Origin of the sequence: Haloarchaeobius lipolyticus (genome assembly GCF_051208015.1) — an archaeon.
Taxonomy (GTDB): domain Archaea; phylum Halobacteriota; class Halobacteria; order Halobacteriales; family Natrialbaceae; genus Haloarchaeobius.
Map to the genome: position 1 here is coordinate 59,221 of NZ_JBPKGF010000003.1, position 17,333 is coordinate 76,553.

The 17,333-nt window shown below is 66.4% G+C and carries 19 protein-coding genes, 1 tRNA gene and 1 other RNA gene; 12 read left to right on the forward strand and 9 right to left on the reverse strand.

The annotated features are described in order from the left end of the window. The first annotated feature begins 7 nt into the window (after positions 1-7). The 4 genes from ACSC1Y_RS10085 (at position 8) to ACSC1Y_RS10100 (ending at position 2,715) form a co-directional block, all read left to right on the forward strand. Entirely contained in the window at positions 8-1,051 is a 1,044-nt protein-coding gene (locus tag ACSC1Y_RS10085; protein WP_435334718.1) for an ABC transporter permease, read from the forward strand. Between the two features lies 1 nt (position 1,052). Next, entirely contained in the window at positions 1,053-1,997 is a 945-nt protein-coding gene (locus tag ACSC1Y_RS10090) for an ABC transporter permease (RefSeq protein ID WP_435334719.1), read from the forward strand. Beyond that, complete coding sequence (locus ACSC1Y_RS10095; protein ID WP_435334720.1) at positions 1,997-2,404, forward strand: DUF7268 family protein; 408 nt, start codon at positions 1,997-1,999, stop codon at positions 2,402-2,404. The genes ACSC1Y_RS10090 and ACSC1Y_RS10095 overlap by 1 nt, the downstream gene beginning before the upstream one ends. 107 nt (positions 2,405-2,511) lie before the next feature. Next, positions 2,512-2,715: a hypothetical protein gene (locus tag ACSC1Y_RS10100; protein WP_435334721.1), complete on the forward strand. Its 204-nt coding sequence runs from the start codon at positions 2,512-2,514 to the stop codon at positions 2,713-2,715. 49 nt (positions 2,716-2,764) lie between these two features. On the opposite strand, the gene ACSC1Y_RS10105 is transcribed toward ACSC1Y_RS10100, so the two are convergent. Further along, entirely contained in the window at positions 2,765-4,024 is a 1,260-nt protein-coding gene (locus ACSC1Y_RS10105; protein WP_435334722.1) for a dihydroorotase, read from the reverse strand. 159 nt (positions 4,025-4,183) lie between these two features. On the opposite strand from ACSC1Y_RS10105, the gene ACSC1Y_RS10110 reads away from it, so the two are divergent. Beyond that, positions 4,184-6,520, forward strand: a complete 2,337-nt coding sequence (locus tag ACSC1Y_RS10110) for a GAF domain-containing protein (protein WP_435334723.1) — start codon at positions 4,184-4,186, stop codon at positions 6,518-6,520. Positions 6,521-6,552: 32 nt separating this feature from the next. On the opposite strand, the gene ACSC1Y_RS10115 is transcribed toward ACSC1Y_RS10110, so the two are convergent. Further along, positions 6,553-7,251 carry a lipoate--protein ligase family protein gene (locus tag ACSC1Y_RS10115; RefSeq protein ID WP_435334724.1) on the reverse strand — a complete coding sequence of 233 codons (699 nt, stop codon included), beginning with the start codon at positions 7,249-7,251 and terminating at the stop codon, positions 6,553-6,555. A 53-nt stretch (positions 7,252-7,304) separates the two neighbouring features. Between ACSC1Y_RS10115 and ACSC1Y_RS10120 the strand changes: the two genes are divergently transcribed. Next, the gene (locus tag ACSC1Y_RS10120) at positions 7,305-8,255 is read left to right on the forward strand and encodes a DUF8155 domain-containing protein (RefSeq protein ID WP_435334725.1); all 951 of its coding nucleotides are present in this window, start codon (positions 7,305-7,307) and stop codon (positions 8,253-8,255) included. Between the two features lie 148 nt (positions 8,256-8,403). On the opposite strand, the gene ACSC1Y_RS10125 is transcribed toward ACSC1Y_RS10120, so the two are convergent. Further along, positions 8,404-8,979, reverse strand: a complete 576-nt coding sequence (locus ACSC1Y_RS10125) for a cysteine hydrolase family protein (protein ID WP_435334726.1) — start codon at positions 8,977-8,979, stop codon at positions 8,404-8,406. Between the two features lie 94 nt (positions 8,980-9,073). Between ACSC1Y_RS10125 and ACSC1Y_RS10130 the strand changes: the two genes are divergently transcribed. Further along, entirely contained in the window at positions 9,074-10,642 is a 1,569-nt protein-coding gene (locus ACSC1Y_RS10130) for an Hvo_1808 family surface protein (RefSeq protein ID WP_435334727.1), read from the forward strand. Between the two features lie 81 nt (positions 10,643-10,723). Next, positions 10,724-11,872, forward strand: coding sequence for a nicotinate phosphoribosyltransferase (locus ACSC1Y_RS10135; RefSeq protein WP_435334728.1), 1,149 nt, complete (start codon positions 10,724-10,726; stop codon positions 11,870-11,872). Positions 11,873-11,893: 21 nt separating this feature from the next. On the opposite strand, the gene ACSC1Y_RS10140 is transcribed toward ACSC1Y_RS10135, so the two are convergent. Then, positions 11,894-12,502 carry a TIGR00296 family protein gene (locus ACSC1Y_RS10140; RefSeq protein WP_435334729.1) on the reverse strand — a complete coding sequence of 203 codons (609 nt, stop codon included), beginning with the start codon at positions 12,500-12,502 and terminating at the stop codon, positions 11,894-11,896. A gap of 99 nt (positions 12,503-12,601) precedes the next feature. On the opposite strand from ACSC1Y_RS10140, the gene rnpB reads away from it, so the two are divergent. Beyond that, an RNA gene (gene rnpB, locus ACSC1Y_RS10145) (RNase P RNA component) lies at positions 12,602-12,950 on the forward strand. Between the two features lie 79 nt (positions 12,951-13,029). On the opposite strand, the gene ACSC1Y_RS10150 is transcribed toward rnpB, so the two are convergent. The 5 genes from ACSC1Y_RS10150 to ACSC1Y_RS10170 form a co-directional block, all read right to left on the reverse strand. Continuing rightward, a complete protein-coding gene (locus tag ACSC1Y_RS10150; protein ID WP_435334730.1) occupies positions 13,030-13,794 on the reverse strand; it encodes a mechanosensitive ion channel family protein in 765 nt (254 codons plus the stop codon). Between the two features lie 224 nt (positions 13,795-14,018). Beyond that, on the reverse strand, positions 14,019-15,119 hold the full coding sequence (locus tag ACSC1Y_RS10155; protein WP_435334731.1) for an aminopeptidase: 1,101 nt from the start codon (positions 15,117-15,119) through the stop codon (positions 14,019-14,021). Positions 15,120-15,383: 264 nt separating this feature from the next. After that, positions 15,384-15,578, reverse strand: a complete 195-nt coding sequence (locus tag ACSC1Y_RS10160; RefSeq protein WP_435334732.1) for a DUF7501 family protein — start codon at positions 15,576-15,578, stop codon at positions 15,384-15,386. A 35-nt stretch (positions 15,579-15,613) separates the two neighbouring features. Next, on the reverse strand, positions 15,614-15,748 hold the full coding sequence (locus ACSC1Y_RS10165) for an RNA-binding protein (RefSeq protein WP_435334733.1): 135 nt from the start codon (positions 15,746-15,748) through the stop codon (positions 15,614-15,616). A 149-nt stretch (positions 15,749-15,897) separates the two neighbouring features. Continuing rightward, positions 15,898-15,971, reverse strand: a tRNA-Val gene (locus ACSC1Y_RS10170). 67 nt (positions 15,972-16,038) lie between these two features. Here ACSC1Y_RS10170 and ACSC1Y_RS10175 point away from each other — a divergent pair. The 3 genes from ACSC1Y_RS10175 (at position 16,039) to ACSC1Y_RS10185 (ending at position 17,306) form a co-directional block, all read left to right on the forward strand. Beyond that, positions 16,039-16,539, forward strand: a complete 501-nt coding sequence (locus ACSC1Y_RS10175) for a DUF192 domain-containing protein (protein WP_435334734.1) — start codon at positions 16,039-16,041, stop codon at positions 16,537-16,539. A gap of 53 nt (positions 16,540-16,592) precedes the next feature. Further along, a complete protein-coding gene (locus ACSC1Y_RS10180) occupies positions 16,593-16,862 on the forward strand; it encodes a DUF7538 family protein (protein ID WP_435334735.1) in 270 nt (89 codons plus the stop codon). Positions 16,863-17,006: 144 nt separating this feature from the next. Then, positions 17,007-17,306 carry a hypothetical protein gene (locus ACSC1Y_RS10185; RefSeq protein WP_435334736.1) on the forward strand — a complete coding sequence of 100 codons (300 nt, stop codon included), beginning with the start codon at positions 17,007-17,009 and terminating at the stop codon, positions 17,304-17,306. Positions 17,307-17,333 lie beyond the last annotated feature (27 nt).

Consider the following 17,333-nt stretch of genomic DNA (forward strand, 5'->3'; position numbering starts at 1 on the left):
TTGACAGATGGTCTCAAAGCGGTTCGTCTTGAAACGGCTGTTACTGCTGGTCCCGGTGCTGTTCGGGGTGGCGTCGCTCGTCTTCGCCATCCTGCACCTCGCACCGGGCGACCCGGCCCGTATCATCCTCGGGCAGCGGGCGTCGACCCAGCAGGTCGAACAGCTCAGGCAGAGCCTCGGCTTGAACGACCCACTGTACGTCCAGTACGGCCGCTTCCTGGTGGACGCCGCGCAGTTCGAGTTCGGCCAGTCCTACCAGATAGCGAAGGGCCAGCCGGTCAAGCAGGTCCTCGTCGACAAGCTCCCCGTCACCATCGAGCTGGCGCTCTACGGGCAGGCCATCGGTCTGCTCCTCGGGCTCCCGCTCGGTATCCTCTCGGCGGTGAAACAGGACTCGCTCACCGACCACACGACCCGTATCGGCGCGCTCGCGGGTATCTCGGTCCCCATCTACTGGTCCGGGCCACTGCTCATCCTGTTCTTCTCGGCGTGGCTCGGCCTGTTCCCGGCCGGCAACCGCATCGGGTCGACGCTGTTCCTCGACGACCACTGGATCCTGTTCGGGATGCAGCTCCCGCTCACGGGCATCATCACGATCGACGCCTTGTTGCTCGGCCGCCTCGACGCGTGGCTCTCCGCGGTTCACCACCTGTTCCTGCCGGCGGTGACCATCGGCGTCTACTCGATGGCGCTCGTCTCCCGGATGATGCGCTCGTCGATGCTGGAGGTCATCCGGCAGGACTACATGCGGACCGCCCGGGCCAAGGGCCAGGGTTCGAAGATAACCGTGATGAAACACGGCTTCCGCAACGCGATGATTCCCGTCATCACGGTCATCGGTATCCAGTTCGGGACGCTGCTCGGCGGCGCGGTCCTGACCGAGACGGTCTTCGGTATCGGTGGCATCGGGACGATGCTCGTCCAGGCCATCGGGGCCTCCGATTACCCGCTCGTCCAGGGGACGGTCCTCACGTTCGCGCTGCTGTTCACGCTCGTGAACCTCGGCGTCGACATCACCTACAGCTACCTCGACCCCAGAATCCAGCAATAACATGAGCACTGAAACACAGAACGCGGACGTTCCCGAGGAACGTGGCTTCGTGACGCGGTTACAGAACTCGCCGTTCCTCTCGGAACTGCTGTCGAACCGCCTGGCGCTCATCGGCCTGAGCATCATCTTCGGGATGTTGCTCGTCGGCCTCTACGCCCGGGTCTTCTACGACCTCGGCGCCATCAAGTCCTCACAGCTCGGGACGGCCATTCCGGACCGGGCAGCCCCAGGCTGGGCCGGCGGTCCGTTCGGCATGACCGAGATGTTCTTCGGGACCGACGCGGCGGCTCGTGACATCTTCAAGCGGACGCTGTACGGTGCCTGGATCGCGATGAAGTTCGGCACCATCACGGTCGGCATCTCGACCGCGCTCGGCATCACGCTCGGTATCCTCGCCGCGTACTACGGCGACGTCACGGACAACGTCATCATGCGGACGATGGACGTGCTGCTCGCGTTCCCGTCGCTGCTGCTGGCGCTGGCGCTCGTCGCCATCTTCGGTGCGGGGATGTGGAAGGCGGTCATCGCCCTGACGTTGGTCTACACACCTCGATTCGCCCGCGTCGTCCGGGGTGCGGCGCTGAAGGTGCTCGAAGACGAGTACATCGAAGCGACGGAGGCGCTCGGGGCGAAGGACGTCCGGGTGCTCGCCAGGCACGTCCTCCCGAACACGCTGGCACCCATCACGGTCCAGTCCACGCTGAACTTCGGGCTGGCCATCATCGACATCGCAGCGCTGTCGTTCCTCGGCTTCGGGGCTCAGGCTGGGACGCCGTCGTGGGGGCTGATGCTCTCGAACGGCGTCACGAACGGCCTGCAGACCGGCCTCTGGTGGATGTCGTTCTTCCCGGGGCTGTTCCTCGCGCTGACCGTCCTCGGCTTCAACCTGCTGGGTGACGGCATGCGAGACGCGCTCGACCCACGGATGCGCGAGACGGTCGACTGATGGACGCAGGCGGCGGAACGGAGGGTGACGGCGGTCCATCGGCCGGGTCACGGGACGGGACGTGGGCGGGCTGGCGCGTCCGTGCTCGACTCGTCGCCGGCGCGCTGGGGGTCGGAGCCGCCGTCGGTGGTGTCGCACTCCCGCTCGCCGTCGCACTCGGACGCACCCCACGCGCCGCCGTCGACCTCGTCTTCTCGCTGGGCGTCCTCGCGTTCGGCTTCGGTCTGCTCGGCTGGTCGGGTTCCATCATGGTCGCCGACGCGGTCGAGGTTCGCAACAAGCAACTCGACAATCCGACCGATTGGACTGAGCGGAAGTCACGTCGGGCGATGGCGCGCATCGGCGGGTTCGGCCTCGGCGTGATGGCTGGCAGCTCGCTCGTCGCGGCGCTCGTGTTCGGCATCTGACGAAACGCCGATTCAGCTGTTTCATGCCGTCTGTGGCTGTTTCGATACAGTTCAGCAGAACGTACTGTAGCACAAGACTTTCACCGGGGCGTCGCCGACGGTGGAGTATGAACCCGCTCGGAATCCTCCTCGCTGCTCTCCTCTGGGGTCTCGCGTACTTCCACGTCCGCTACCCCGCGAGACTCTTCCGTTTCCAGAACGCACTCGTCGGCCGGCACGTCCGGATGTCGGGTACCGGACAGGCCGTCTACCGCGGGACTGGAGCGTTCTTCGCGCTGCTGGGCGTGCTGCTCGTCGCGCTGACGCTGTGAACTGACCGTCTGAAATACCGTTCTCCGGCCGATTCGTCGAACCGGCTCGTCACTCCCGCACGTTCTCGCCGACGGCCTCGCCGAAGCCGTCCGCCTCGTGCCAGACGACCTCGCCGCGGACCATCGTCCACTCCGGGAAGACCCCCTGTTTCCCCTCGAACGGGGTCCAGCCACACTTCGAGTGGAGGTCGTCGCCGCGGATCTCGCGCGGGTTCTCGACGTCGTAGAGTGCGAGGTCGGCATCCATGCCCTCCTCGATGCGCCCCTTCGAGTCGAGACCGAATATCTCCGCGGGACGGGCCGCGACCACGTCGCGGACGCGCTCGTAGCTGAGGGTTCCCTTCCGGGCTTCCTCGAGCAGGAGCGGGACCATCGTCTCGACGCCCGGGACGCCCGAGGGCGCGTCCCAGATGCTCGCGTCCTTCTCCTCGCGTGTGTGTGGCGCGTGGTCGGTCGCGACGATGTCGACGGTACCGTCGGCGAGTCGCTCGAACAGGGCCTCGCGGCGGGCCTCGCTGCGGAGCGGCGGGTTCATCCGGCCGAACGTCCCCAGTTCGTCGAGGTCGTCGCGTGAGAGGAACAGGTGGTGCGGTGTGACCTCGCAGGTCGCCCCGGCCGCGGCGGCCGCGTCCACGCCCTCGGGCGTCGAGGTGTGGGCGATATGGATGTCGGTGTCGAACGTCGAGCCGACCTCGCAGGCCCGTTCGACCGCGGCGGCCTCGGCCTTCGCGGTCCGGTAGGTCGACCAGGCGTCGGCGTCCATCCGGTCTTTGGCCGATTCGTCGAACAGGTCGGCGTCCTCGGCGTGGACCGTGACGGTCACGTCCTGCTCGCCGGCGCGGCCGACCGCGTCCGCGAACAGCTCCTCCTCGATGCCCATGTCGCCGGTCGAGTCCGCGAGGAACACCTCGCCGAGCGCGAACAGGGGTCGGTCGAACAGCGAGTCGGGGTCCCACGATTCCGTGACACCGCCGTTGATGCCCCAGTCGACGAGGGAGGCGGCCGCGAACTCCGCCTTCTCGTCGAAGGCGGCACCGGTCGTGGTCGGCGGATTCGTGTTCGGCTGGTCGACGACGGTCGTCACGCCGCCCGCGGCGGCGCTCTGCGAGCCGGTCTCCCAGGTCTCCTTGTGGCCGTAGCCCGGCTGGCGGAAGTGGACGTGGGCGTCGATGGCGCCGGGGAAGAGCAACTTCCCATCGGCGTCCACGTCGTACTCCCCGCCCAGGTCGCCGAGCTGGGTGATGGTCCCGTCTTCCACGTCGACGTCAGCTGTCGTCCCGTCCGGCAGCGTGGCGTTGCCGATGCGCATACCAGACGGTGGGAGGGACGGGACCCTAAGTCTCCCGTTGTCGGCACCGTGGCAGCTCCGTGGCGTCCTGGCGGGAGCGAGGGCGGCCAATAGAGTCTTGACCGGGTCTGTTGAACCACAAACCAGTATGGCTGGGCGCCGGGGGTCGTCCGAGTACCGATGACGAACACGAACAATCCGGTAGCGGACGTGCCGGCGCTCTACGTCTGTACCCGGACCACCGACGAAGGGCCGGTCATCGAGTCGGTCAACGACGAGGTCGTCGAGGTTCTCGGGTACGACCGCGAGTCACTCGTCGGCGAGCCGCTCACGACGATCTACACCACCGAGTCGGTGGAAGAGCTCGAAAGCGGCGGCTACGACCGGGCACTGGCTGGCCGATTCGAGAACGAGAACCGCGACCTCCTTCGTCAGGACGGAACGGTCGTCAACACGCTGCTCCGGGCGACTCCACGCCAGAGAGCGGCGGGAACCCACGCCGTCTACATCGACGTCACCCGACGCCGGGCCCGGGAAGCCGCAGTCACTCGGCTGCACGACGCGTCACAGACCCTGTTCACCGCCGGTTCGCCGGGTGGTGTGGCGCGGGCTGTGTGTGACGCCCTCGAATCGGTGCTCAGCTACACCATCACCAGCGTCCGACTGTACGACGAAGAGCGCGAGTCGCTGGTCCCGACGGCGCTCGGCGAGGACCGACACACCATCGGGTCGGCCAGCAGGTACTCGCTGGACGAGTCGGCCGCCCCGGTGCGGGCGTTCACCTCGGGTGCGCCGGTCGTCGTCGACGACAGGGTCGAGACCATCGATAACACCGACTACGCTAGCGCCAGCATCCACGCCCCCCTGGGCGACCACGGGGTCGTGGGCGTTCTGACGACGGCGCGGGAGGGTTTCGACGAGACGGACCTCGAACTGGTCGAACTGCTCGCGGTGAGTGCCACGACTGCCCTCGATAGGCTGGACCGCGAACGGCGCCTCCGTGACCGAGAGCGCAAACTCCTCTCGTTCCTCGAGATAATCCACGAGATAATCGGGACGGACGACGCGGCGGCCGCCTGCAAGCTGACCGTCGAGGCCGTCTCCGACGTGTTCGATATGCCCATCGCAGCGATATGGGAGTACGACGAAGCTGCCACCGCGCTCGCGCCGGTCTTCGCCACTGTAGGCGCGTACGAGACGGTCGGAGAGATACCGACCTTCACAGCGGCCGGCGACAGTCTCGTGTGGCAGCGGTTCCAGGAGGGTACGCCAGCCGTCTACTCGGACGTTCGCGAGGAGACGGCCGTCCACAACCCGGACACGCCGATTCGTGCAGAGGTAATCATCCCCCTGGGGTCCTTCGGTGTCCTGGTCGTCGGCGACACCGAGACGAACGCGTTCGACCGGGCGGACGTCGCGTTCGCGAACATCGTCGCCCGCTACCTGGAGGCCGCACTCGCGCGTATCGACCAGGCCAACCGGGTGGCAGACGCACACGACCGGCTCCGGTTCGCCCTGGAAGGGACGGGTACGGGGTTACTCGAATGGGACCTCACCGCGGGTGCGCTCTCCTTCGGCCCGGGGGCGACGGACGTGTTCGAACTGTCCGAGGCCGATGCTGCGGACGACGATGTCCCACCCGGTCTGGAACTCGACGTCGACACGCTCGTAGCGTCCGTCGCCGAGTCAGACGGCGTCTTCGAGGACGAACTATTGTTGACGCTCCCGAACGGTGAGCGACGGTGGTTCGAACTCCGCGCGCGTGAGAACTGCACCAGTACGGAGTCGGTGAACGATCTGACGGCGCTGGTCCACGAGGTGACCGACCGGAAGACCCGCGAGCAGCAACTTCAGATTCTCAATCGGCTCATGCGCCACAACCTCAGAAACGACCTGACGCTGTTGCTCGGGCTCGCCACCGAACTCGAACGGGCCGCCAAATCCGAGGCCGTGGCTTCCCTTGCGGGTGAGATTCGGGATATCGGGCAGGACTGGGAGGCGAAGACGGGCAAGGTCAAGCGGATACGCAGACTACTGGAACGTGACCCGGGTCAGCCGTCGCTACCGCTGAACCTGTTTCTCGAACGGCTCCGTGCCAACTTCGAAGAGGACCACCCCGACGCGGCGATCTCGGTCGACGACCGGAGCGAGGGCGGGCTCTACGTCCACGAGAGCGTCGGATTAGGAATCAAGGAACTCATCGAGAACGCAATCGAACACGGCGACCGACCAGCCGTCGACCTGGTCATCGAGTCGGACGATGGCTGGGGCACGGTCACCGTGATGGACGACGGGGACGGAATCCCGGAGCACGAGCGAGCAGTCCTCAATGAGGGCCGAGAGACTCCGCTCAAGCACGGCAGCGGTCTCGGCCTCTGGCTCGCGCATCTCGGGGTGACGCACGTCGGTGGCGCCCTCGAGTTCGACGACGACCGCGTCGACGGCGCTAGCGTCAGCGCACTATTCCCGGTCGTCCGGACGAACACCGACCAGGAACGCGAACAGACCGTCCGCTGACCCCGGCTGCTGACCGCCGTACCCCCTCGAAGTCAGGCGTCTAACTGCTCGACCCGGGCCGGTTCGCCTTTCCCGACGACGTCCTCAACGAGGGCGTCTTCGAGCGATTCGCGGACAGTGTCGACGTCGCTCGTCCCGCCCGCACGTTCGACGCTTCCCACCGAATCGGGGTCGAACGGGACGCCGAGTGCCCGGTAGACCGCGTCCAGTACCCTCGCGAGCTCCTCGTGATTGGCGACGATACAGACGCCCGACGTGATTGCAGCCCCTCGCCTGACGCGCTGGGCGATGCCGACGAGCTTGCCCTCGCACTGGAGCGAGTGGCGGCCCGGGCAGTAGCTGTCGGCGGGCTCGCCCCGTTCGGCGGCGACACCGAGGCGGCTGAGTGCCCGCTGGACGTCGACCGTGAGCGCCTCGTACCGTTCGTCCATCCCCCGTCGCATATCGTCGATGTGGGTTATCCGGGCGAACGCGAGCGTCGTCTCTCCGTCGTAGGCGACCGCCCGTCCGCCGACGCTCCGTTCGACCGGCTCGAACCCGTGCTCCTCGGCGGCCACTCTCGCGGCCTCGTAGCCGTCTTCGTGTGCGTCCCGACGGCCGAAGGCGAGCTGCCGATGTGGGGCCCAGACTCGGACGGCCGGCTCGTCACCCTCGGCGACCTCGTCCAGCAGTCGGCGGGTCACGTCCCGGTCCTCGGCGACGGTCGGTGCCCGTCCACGTACCACGCGCATCGTCCTCGCTTCGGGGCGACGCGTCTAAACCGGTGCGGTCCCAATCGCAGCCGATGGCCGTCACTCTCGGTACGGACCTGCTGGTCCGCTATCCGCGGTTCTCACTGTACAACTCGCCGTACCCCGCACACGACGCTGGCCGCGCGGTCGACCTGTACCTGGACCAGCGCCGGGACGCCCCCGCACCCAGTCCAGTCGCTGGCGAAGTGGTGGACACGTACTCTGTGCGGGCTCCGTCGAAATCGTACGCGCCAGAACAGGACCACCTGATTACCGTGGCGGTCGACGTCGAGGCGACGCCGGGACTGGCCTGTGCGTCTCCGGTCGACGCCGATGCACTCGTCGCCAGGATAATGCACGTCGACCCGGCCGTCGCGCCTGGTGACCGGGTCGAGCCGGGCGACACGCTCGGGACGACCGTCCGCGCCGGCTTCTTCGCACCCTGGGTCGGCGACCACCTGCACGTCGGGTTCCGGCACGCCGACCAGAACCAGCTCCGGGCGAGGGGGTCGCTCCCGCTCTCGGTCGACGCCGCAGTCGAATCCCTCGACTGGGACGGAACGGGAACAGTCGTCGAGACGGGCGAGACGTACGCGGTGCTCGACTCGCCGGCACATCCCGCCCCGGACGAGCGATTCGTCGGAATCGCGGCCGACGGGGGCGGCGTCCTCGACGGTGGCCTGCGGCACTACGACGGGGGCGGCCTACTGTGCGACGATGAGAACGGAGACGCTGCCTCGGCTGGAGACGCCGTCTCGTTTCTGGGCACGCCGGTCGGAGCGGTCTCTGGCACCGATACAGCCGGAGAGGTTCGAACCGTCGACTGGGGCAACGTGGCCGTCTACGCGAACGGGACGCGAGTGACGGGCCTCTCGCTGTTCGCCGCGCAGGACGACGGTTTCGGCGCGAAGATAGTCGGCGACGGACACGGGCTATCGGTCGGGGACAACGTCACGGTCGAGATACGCGAGACCGACGACCCGACGATCCTCGAGAGTGGTTGAGTCACCTGACGGTCCTCGAAATCGGCTGAGACACCCGACACTTCAAGTACGGTCCGGCGGCCAACGAGGGCATCCTGTGAACACGGCCGTCCGGTGAACACGGCGGGTGTGCGACACACCGCCGGACGGGTTCGGCGTGTGTCGCCTGTCAGCCCGAGAACTCGACGTCGTCGCTCTGGACGGCCTCGCCGAATAGCCACTCGGCGTGCTCCAGCGCGTATTCTTTCTGGTCGTCCTCGATGGCACCGATGCAGTCCTCGACGAGCACCGGCCGGTAGTCTCGTAGTCCCGCGCTCCCGGCCGTGTGGAGGACGCAGACGTTCGCCAGCGTTCCGCACAGCAGCAAGTCGTCGATACCCCGTGCCGAGAGCCAGCCGTCCAGCTCCGTCTCGTGGAAGGCGTCGTAGGTGTGCTTCTCCACGACGTGGTCTCGCTCACCCACTGTGAGGATGTCCACTAGCTCGGCCTCCCACGAGCCTTCGAGCACGTGCTCGCCCCAGCGCTCGAACTCGTCGTAGTAGTGGGCGTCGTCGAACTGTCCCGGCGGGTGGACGTCGCGCGTGAAGACGACGCGGACCCCGGCGTCGTGAGCGCGTTCGACCAGCGACGCGACCGGCCCGACCACCGCCTCGCTACCCGGTGCGTAGAGACTTCCGTCCGGGTGGCAGAACCCGTTCTGCATATCCACCACGACGACCGCGGTCTTATCTGACGCGAACTCCATGTGCGACGGTTCGGCGGACGCTCCCATAGCGGTTGCCCCGGAGCCTAACGACATCGACCCATCGCTCTTGCGCCAGGCGTGACAACGGTTCACTGTGAGCAGACTCGCGACCGGACTCGTCGTCTTGATGCTCCTCCTCGCGGGCTGCGGGGGGACCGTATCCGACTCGACCGAGGACGGACCGACGGCACCGGCAGGCACCGACAGCCAGACGAGGGGCAGCTCAGGTAGCGCCGCGGCCGATCCGGAGAGCGACCAGCTCGGCTGGGAGGCCGGCTACTGGTACAACGAGAGCGTCGACGTCGACCGGAGCGACGGCCTGAACCAGACCGAACTCGACCGAGTCGTCGCCAGAGGTATGGCCCGGGTCGAACAGATCCGTCGCGTCGAGTTCGAGAGACAGGTCCCGGTGCGGGTCATCTCCCGCGCCGAGTACCGCGAACTGCTCTCCGCGGGGAACACGTCTCCCCGTGATCGGCTCCACCAGAACGTCAAGTGGGAAGCGCTGTTCGCTGTGAACGAGTCGAAAGACGCCGTCGCGGCCCGCCAGGCGAACATGGCCGGTGGCGTCCAGGGCTTCTACTCGCCGCGCAACGGCGAGATAGTCATCGTCTCCGACTCGGAGACGCCCCAGATGGACGAGGTGACGCTGGCACAGGAGCTGTTCCATGCGTTGCAGGACCAGCGGTGGAACATCTCCGGCTACAACCAGTCCACGACCGAACTCCACAACGCTCGAGACGGCATCATCGAGGGCGACGGCAACTACGTCGACCAGCTCTACGAACAGCGGTGTGAGGCCGGCTGGGACTGTCTGATGCCACAGAACGACGGCGGGAAGAGCGGCGGTGGCAGCCCGGACCTAAACCTCGCAATGTACCAGGTCCAGCTCCAGCCGTACAGCGACGGCGTCGTCTTCGTGAAGGACATCAAGGAGGAGGGTGGCTGGGAGAACGTCAACGCGGTGTACGAGAACCCGCCGGCGAGCACCGAACAGACCATCCATCCCGAGAAGTACGGGTCGGACCAGCCGAGGGACCTCCGAATCGAGGACTCGAGTTCCGGGTCGTGGCACCCACTCGACGTCCGGGGTCCGACCGACCACGCCTCGTTCGGCGAGGCTGGACTGTTCGTCATGCTGTGGTACCCCTCGTACGAGAAGACCCAGCGCACCGGCACGGCCCAGAACGTCGTGATTCCCTACCGGAAGCACTTCAACGTCGAGGGCGGCGAACTCGCGAAGACGGACCCGTACAACTACGCAGCCGAGGCGACGACCGGTTGGGACGGGGACCGACTCCTCCCGTACGTCGACGACTCGTCGGCCGAGACCGGTGAGACCGGGTACGTCTGGAAGACGGCGTGGGACTCTGAGCGTGACGCTCGCCAGTTCGCCGACGCCTACCGGCGGCTGCTCGAGTATCGCGGTGCACGGCCCGTTGACGGCCGACCGAACACCTACCGTATCCCCGACCGGAAGGAGTTCGGTGACGCCTTCTCCGTCGTCCAGCGCGGAAAGACGGTCGTCATCGTGAACGCTCCGACGGTGGGCGCCCTCTCCGAGGTCCACGCCGGTGCGGGAACGACGAGCAACGGTTCGGTTCGGAGCGGGTCCGATGCGCGACCAGTCGACGGCGCTCGGTTCGCCTCGACTGCCGGGTGACCGGACCGACCGGCCTCGCGCTCTGCGCGACGTCTGTCCCGACTCGGTGGGCTTTATCCCCTGTTACCCGTGAGGCGATGTATGGACGACCCGTTCGACACGATTCCGGCCGCGGCCATCCGCGAGGGCCGCGCGACGGACGCCTACTTCGAGCGCACCGAACGTGCCCTCGAACACGCCGGGCGGAACCCGACCGTCGTCGCAGAGGTGACGGCCGACCAGTTCCCCACCGGCGAGTTCGAGGTCCTCGCGGGGCTCGAGAACGCCGCGCGACTGCTCGAAGGCTACGACGTGGACGTCGACGCCATCCCCGAGGGCCGCCTGTTCGACGGCGGTCCCGTGATGCGAATCGAAGGACAGTATCTCGAGTTCGCGAGACTCGAAACCTCTCTCCTCGGCTTTCTCTCGCAGGCGAGTGGATTCGCGACGCGAGCGCTGCAGGCTCGTCGCGCCGCTCCCGACTCGAAGGTACTCTCGTTCGGTGCGCGCCACGTCCATCCCGCAATCGCCGCGACGGTCGAGTACAGTGCACTCGTCGCGGGCTTCGACGGGTTCTCACACGTCGCCGCGGGCGACGTCATCGGACGAGAGGCCAGCGGGACGATGCCTCACGCGCTCATGATCTGCATGGGGAAGGGGAATCAGGAGCAGGCCTGGCGAGCCTTCCACGAATCCGTGCCGGCGTCGGTCCCGCGTATCGCGCTCTGTGATACCTACACCGACGAGGTCGACGAGGTGCTCCGCGCCGTGGCCGAGCTCGGCGACGACCTCGACGGCGTCCGGCTCGACACCACCGGTTCCCGCCGCGGCGACTTCCGACACATCGTCCGCGAGGTCCAGTGGGAGCTCGCAGCGCGCGGCCACGAGGACGTGGACGTGTTCGTCAGTGGCGGCCTGACGCCCGAGACGCTCCGGGAACTCAGAGACCTCGCCGACGGCTTCGGCGTCGGGAGTTACGTCACGAACGCGAACCCGGTCGACTTCGCGCTCGACCTCGTCGAGGTCGACGGCGAGCCGGCCGCCAAGCGCGGGAAGCTCTCGGGAACCAAGGAGGTCTACCGGACGCCCAACGGCGGCCACGCGGTTGCGTTGGCGGATGGACCGGGCCCGGACGAGGGTGATGCCCTGATGGAGCCACTCCTTCGGGACGGCGAACTCGTCCGCGGGTTCGACCTCGACGAAGCGGCGGCGAACGCCGCGCGAGACGCAGAGCTGGTCGGCTTCGAGTAGGTCGGCGAGAAGGGGCCTCGATTATTCGGTCAGTTCCTGAACGCTGCCTTCCGGCGTGCGCTCGCGGAATATCTGTCCTTCGAACAGGGAGACGACCACGTCGTCGTCCTGCCACGCCGTCGGCGGGAGGCCGGCTTTCCGGCAGACACGGTCGAGGTACTCCGCTTCGGACCAGCCGTGTTCGACCGGTACCGTGGGGTAGAGCCAGCCTGTCGAGCTGCCAGCGTCGATCGCGACGCCGTGGCGGCCGAGCTCCATGTCGGCGACGGGGTCGTCGGTCAGGACGACGTTGCAGACGCAACAGACGGAGACGGTGAGGTTCGAGAGTTCGCTGGGGGTCACCTCGGAGCCGCAGGAGTCTTCGCTCGCGGCTTCGATGGCAGCGTCGACGATGACGTGCCCCAGCTGTTCAGTGGACTCGTAGCCACCGGCACACCCACGGAGGCTTCCTCGCCCCCGGGTGGATTCGAGGCGGACGAACGCCCCGGTTCGGTTGTAGAAGGCGTCGATCATACTTCCTGGCTGCTCACGACGGCCGTTGAGGACGAACCCCTCGACGGCTTCTCGCGCCAGTTCGACGGCTCGCGCCCCGTCGTCGTACGACAAGTGGACGCTCTGTGCCTGTGACATACAGTACGAATGGGGGGTCGGACCCTTGAACGCTTTCGTTTCATCCGACGCGCGACGGCGACCGGGATTTTTAAACCTCGACCCCGGCTACGTTCCGATGGTAGAGAGAGCCTGGCTGCCGCGGCACGCCTTCGGGCGTGTACCCGTGCCGGATACCGGCACGCTCGCGAGGAAAGTCCCCCCACCGTCTGGGCAGGTGACCGGGCGCAAGTCCGGAGCGGGAGACCGCTGGCTCTGGAACAGAAACGATACCGCTCTCCCCGAGTGATGACGTGCGCGAACCGACCCGTGAGGGAAGGGAGTTGACCCACAGAACGTCGACGGGAGAGAACGGATGGAACGGCGAATCCTCACCGGTGCAAGTCTACCCCGTAAGGTAGCCCGGACGAGGGAGTAGACGCTTAGCCGAATGCCGGGCCGAACAGAAGGGGGCTTACTCCTCTCTGCCACAGTACACTCCCTGAGTGGCGACGCTGGTCGGTGAGACGCATCCCGAAGAAAGGGGAACCGCAATCCGCGGACGAGTATCAGTCGTCGGCGGGGTCGTCGAGCCGGTCACCACCGTCGGGCTGCATCCCGGCGGCGGGCGTGGTCGGGCCGGTGCTGCCGCGGCTCATCCAGCCGTCGATGTGGCTCGCGACGTAGTCCTTTCCACCCCAGCCGAGCGCGATGCCCAGCCCGATGGCGAGTGCCGCACCGAGACCGTACGCGGCTGCCTGGGCGAACACGTAGAGGATGGCGACGTCCAGTCCCATCGTATCGAGACCGATGACGACCGCGGTGAAGTAGAGGAACATCCGCGTCGCGGTCGCGAACAGACCGGTGTAGCGCGATTCCTCGGTCGCCGCCTTGGTCCGGCGGATGGCGTCACCGATGAAGTCGGCGACGACGAAGCCGAGGACGATGACGGCGATACCGGCGATGAACGACGGCAGGTACGACGTCGCGGTGGCGACCCACTCCGAGAGTGTCGGGATGGCGAGCACCTCGGTCGCTGCCAGTAGCGTCAGGGCGTAGATGAACAACCGTGCGAGGCTACCGAACGCTCTCGAGACTGCTCGTTCGGTTCCACCCAGCATCCGTCCGAGCGGAGTCTTCAACACCTGTCTGTCTACCTCGGCCTTGTCGACGACGGCCGTGACAGCGGAACCGACGATCCGGGCGACGACCCACCCGACGACCAGGATGATGAGCGCGGCGATGACGTTCGGTAAGAACGCAACCACGTCCCTCACCATCTCCTGTACGATACCTGTGTAATCTACCTGTAGGACGACAGTCGTTTGCGACATGTTACGCTCTGTATGGAGGCGTGCAGCATACTTGACGAATGGTCGCTTATTTACTGTCTATATCGGTACAGCATGTTCCATTGGCGGTGCTCAGTAAGCAAACGGGCGATTAGCCGGGGCGGTGTCGGTCCCGACGGAAGACCGACCGGTGCAGATGGCCGGTAGGTCGCCATTTTCTCCCCTGCCGGCCGGAGACGGGGTCCGTAGACGGACGACGACCCGAGTTAGTTCGCCTGGAATCCGTCCTCCCACCGGAAGATTCCGTTCCGCTGGACGACCTCACCGTCGACTGCCATGTACGAGTCCTCGCTCATGTCAGTGATCATGTCGACGTGGACCGCGGACTGGTTGCCCTCCTCGCCCTCGGGGATGTTCGAGTCGTAGGCGCGGCCCACGGCCATGTGGATGGTGTTCCCCATCTTCTCGTCGAAGAGAATGCTGTCGGTGAAGCGATCGATGCCGCGGTTCATGCCGATGCCCAGTTCACCGAGACGGCGAGCGCCCTCGTCGGTCTCCAGTATCTCCTGCAGGACCTCCTCGTTCTCGTCGGCGCTGTAGTCGACCACCTCGCCGTCTTCGAACGTGAGGTGGACGTTGCGGACCTTCTTCCCGTGGAACGTCATCGGGACGTCGAAGTAGACCTCGCCCTCGGTGTCGTACGGGGCGGTGAAGACCTCGCCGCTCGGCAGATTGTGCGAATCGTAGGCGACGGAGGCGGCGGAGTTGACCGCGATTCGGCCCTCGATGGACATCGTGATGTCCGTCTTCTCCTTGACGATGTGGACTTCACTCCCGGCGTCGAGGATGTCCTTCATCTGGGCCATCTCGTCGGCGAGCTCCTCCCAGTCGCGCAGGACCGCGTTGTAGACGAAGTCCTGGTACTCCTCGTAGGCCATCCCGGCCTGCTGGGCGAGCGACCGGGTCGGGTGGACGGTCGAGACCCAGTCGGTGTCCATGTAGGCCTCGCGGATGCCACCGGAGGCGCGACTCGCCGCCTGGCGGATCTCGGCCGGGACGTCTGCACTTGCACTCGTGTTCCGGCCGCCACCGAGCCGAAGGACGCTGTCCGCGTTCTCGTACAGCGCGAGTTCGTGGGCCGGGTCCTCGTCGAAGTCGCCGTCGTGCGCTTTGAGGTAGGCACGGCTCACCTCGCCCGACCCGTACAGCGTCGTCATGTTCGCGCCGCGCTCGCCGAGCTTCGCCGCGACGGCGACGGCCAGCTCGTGAGCGCCTTCGCTCACGTTGACCACGACGTTGTCTCCCTCCTCCACCTGCGCGCTCCAGTCGACGAGCACCTCGGCGTGCTCGTGGATTCGCTCGTCCATGTGACGAGTGTCGAGGGTGAGAGTGAAAACTTGGTCGGAACGGGAGACGCGACCAACGGGAGCGTCTCCGATACCTGAACGAGGAGCGGCGCGACTCGTGAAGGAAGCGAGGTTTGGAGCGAGCGACAGCGAGCGAGAACCTCGAGACGCGAACGGCGAGCGAAGCGAGCCGTGAGCCGAGCAGCGACCAACGGGAGCGTCTCCGATACCTGAACGAGGAGCGTCTTCGATACCTGCAGAAACCGGGTGACGTCGGGAGTCCGGTCAGCCTGCCCACTCCCCGGGCACGTCGTTGGCGACGCGGTCCCGCCACCGCTTGAACCGGATCTCGCACTCGGGCGAGAGTCGGATGTGGTCGATGAACCCCGCTCCGCCGTCGGAGACGGGCCCACCACAGAACGGACAGCGCTCTGGATCGTCCCAGATACGCTCGTCCCGCTGGATGGTCTGGAGACTCATGACCGTTCTAGGGCCGCGACGAGCAAGAGGATTCGTTACTTCGAGGTGACGGTATACCGCCCGCCGACCTCGTTCGTGTTGAGTTGGTCCGCGCGTTTCTTCGCGTCTTTCCGGCTCTCGAACGGTCCCTCGAACTCGTCGCCATCCACGGTGACGTAGTACTCTGGCATCTCCGACATGGCTATCACGCTAGCCCTTAAGTGTGTCTCGGTATCATGTGACTGGCTACCTACCTAGGGACGGCGGCGCCCGTTCTGGTGGATCGCCGCGCTGCGGCTCGGTTGAACGCGTCGCTCGAGTGGGAACGGCGAGAGAACAGTGGGGTGGGCCGGAGTCGAACCGGCGACCTCTTCCTTGTAAGGGAAGCGTCATGACCAACTAGACCACCACCCCGCAGTCGATAATTTCCGACGGGTCGGAATAACGCTTACCTTTTGATGGTCACGCGGTTACGCTACGTGTGGACAGAGAACGTGCCCTCAACCTCGTCGCGGTCGCGGTCGTCCTCCTTACCGCCGTCGGCCTGGCGTACTACGCCGGGTGGCTGGAGCTTCCCGGCGAGGACGTCCACTCGGAGGGGACCGTCGTCGTCAGCGACGAGAACGGGACGGAACTGGCGACCATCCAGGTCGAGGTCGCCGACACGCGACAGGAACGGTACACGGGATTGAGCAACCACGAATCGCTGGCCGACGGTCGGGGGATGTGGTTCGTCTACGACAGCGAACGGGAGATGACCTACGTGATGCGGAAAATGGATTTCCCGCTGGACATCGTGTTCGTCGGACCCGACGGCCGCATCACCAGCATCCACCACGTCCCCGCACCCGAACCGGGCGAGGACGGTGAGGAGATAACGGCCTCCGGACGGGGGCAGTACGTGCTCGAGGTTCCTCGCGGCTACACGAACGAGACGGGCATCGACGTCGGCGACCACGTCGAGGTCACCTACCACGAGTGAGGAGCCGGTCGAGAGACCGCAACGACTACCCGAACCCCCCGCGCACTGCCGATATGGTCGACGCCGTGGACCGACTGGCAGAACTCGACGGCTGGCAGGCTGACGATTTCGCGGCCCGCGTCCACTACCAGGGGGCGGGTGACCGCTACAGCATCGAGTACTACGCGCCAAGTGACTGTGTGCTCTACTGGAAGGTGAAAGGCGACGGGAAGACCGCGGTTCCGGTAGGGAGGAACACCGTGCCGGACCCGCTTCGAGCACGAATCCGAGAAGACCTCGCCACAGCCGATATCGACGTCGAGATCGAGTCGCGACAGGTGTGAGTCGGCGACGGCTCCGAACGTCACCGGAAGCCACGTGATGCGACCCTCGACACTCCGGAATAACGGGTCGTTCGGTCCTGAACCCCGCGCTCGACTCCGGATAACCGGCTCATACCTTTATCCGCCGCAACCAATCAATCCGCTATGGTGTCAGTGGATGCGGCCGAGGTTCGGTGTGCCGACTGTGGCCGGACGGTGTTCGATGGTGGCGGCTTCTTCGCGACGGCCGAACGCGGCGGGACGACCGCCGAGGCGATGGCGGCGGACGTGGCGGCGGAGGGAGTTACGGCCGTCGCGGACTCCGTGTTGTTGCTCAGTTCACAGTCACGACCGGTCGAGACCGTCGACGGTGGCGACTTCGTCCGAACTCCCCGGTTCGTCGAGGAACCGAAGCGAGCGTTCTGCTCACCCGAGTGTCAGGTAGCGTTCCACGAGCTCCGGTAGCTCTGGAAGTAGCCGGGCCAAGTCCGT

Excerpts from the sequence above, each read along its gene's own strand:
- ACSC1Y_RS10085 (WP_435334718.1), top strand. The coding sequence starts at position 8 with ATGGTCTCAAAGCGGTTCGTCTTGAAACGGCTGTTACTGCTGGTCCCG.
- ACSC1Y_RS10090 (WP_435334719.1), top strand. The coding sequence starts at position 1,053 with ATGAGCACTGAAACACAGAACGCGGACGTTCCCGAGGAACGTGGCTTC.
- ACSC1Y_RS10095 (WP_435334720.1), top strand. The coding sequence starts at position 1,997 with ATGGACGCAGGCGGCGGAACGGAGGGTGACGGCGGTCCATCGGCCGGG.
- ACSC1Y_RS10100 (WP_435334721.1), top strand. The coding sequence starts at position 2,512 with ATGAACCCGCTCGGAATCCTCCTCGCTGCTCTCCTCTGGGGTCTCGCG.
- ACSC1Y_RS10105 (WP_435334722.1), bottom strand. The coding sequence starts at position 4,024 with ATGCGCATCGGCAACGCCACGCTGCCGGACGGGACGACAGCTGACGTC.
- ACSC1Y_RS10110 (WP_435334723.1), top strand. The coding sequence starts at position 4,184 with ATGACGAACACGAACAATCCGGTAGCGGACGTGCCGGCGCTCTACGTC.
- ACSC1Y_RS10115 (WP_435334724.1), bottom strand. The coding sequence starts at position 7,251 with ATGCGCGTGGTACGTGGACGGGCACCGACCGTCGCCGAGGACCGGGAC.
- ACSC1Y_RS10120 (WP_435334725.1), top strand. The coding sequence starts at position 7,305 with ATGGCCGTCACTCTCGGTACGGACCTGCTGGTCCGCTATCCGCGGTTC.
- ACSC1Y_RS10125 (WP_435334726.1), bottom strand. The coding sequence starts at position 8,979 with ATGGAGTTCGCGTCAGATAAGACCGCGGTCGTCGTGGTGGATATGCAG.
- ACSC1Y_RS10135 (WP_435334728.1), top strand. The coding sequence starts at position 10,724 with ATGGACGACCCGTTCGACACGATTCCGGCCGCGGCCATCCGCGAGGGC.
- ACSC1Y_RS10140 (WP_435334729.1), bottom strand. The coding sequence starts at position 12,502 with ATGTCACAGGCACAGAGCGTCCACTTGTCGTACGACGACGGGGCGCGA.
- ACSC1Y_RS10150 (WP_435334730.1), bottom strand. The coding sequence starts at position 13,794 with ATGTCGCAAACGACTGTCGTCCTACAGGTAGATTACACAGGTATCGTA.
- ACSC1Y_RS10155 (WP_435334731.1), bottom strand. The coding sequence starts at position 15,119 with ATGGACGAGCGAATCCACGAGCACGCCGAGGTGCTCGTCGACTGGAGC.
- ACSC1Y_RS10160 (WP_435334732.1), bottom strand. The coding sequence starts at position 15,578 with ATGAGTCTCCAGACCATCCAGCGGGACGAGCGTATCTGGGACGATCCA.
- ACSC1Y_RS10165 (WP_435334733.1), bottom strand. The coding sequence starts at position 15,748 with ATGCCAGAGTACTACGTCACCGTGGATGGCGACGAGTTCGAGGGACCG.
- ACSC1Y_RS10180 (WP_435334735.1), top strand. The coding sequence starts at position 16,593 with ATGGTCGACGCCGTGGACCGACTGGCAGAACTCGACGGCTGGCAGGCT.
- ACSC1Y_RS10185 (WP_435334736.1), top strand. The coding sequence starts at position 17,007 with ATGGTGTCAGTGGATGCGGCCGAGGTTCGGTGTGCCGACTGTGGCCGG.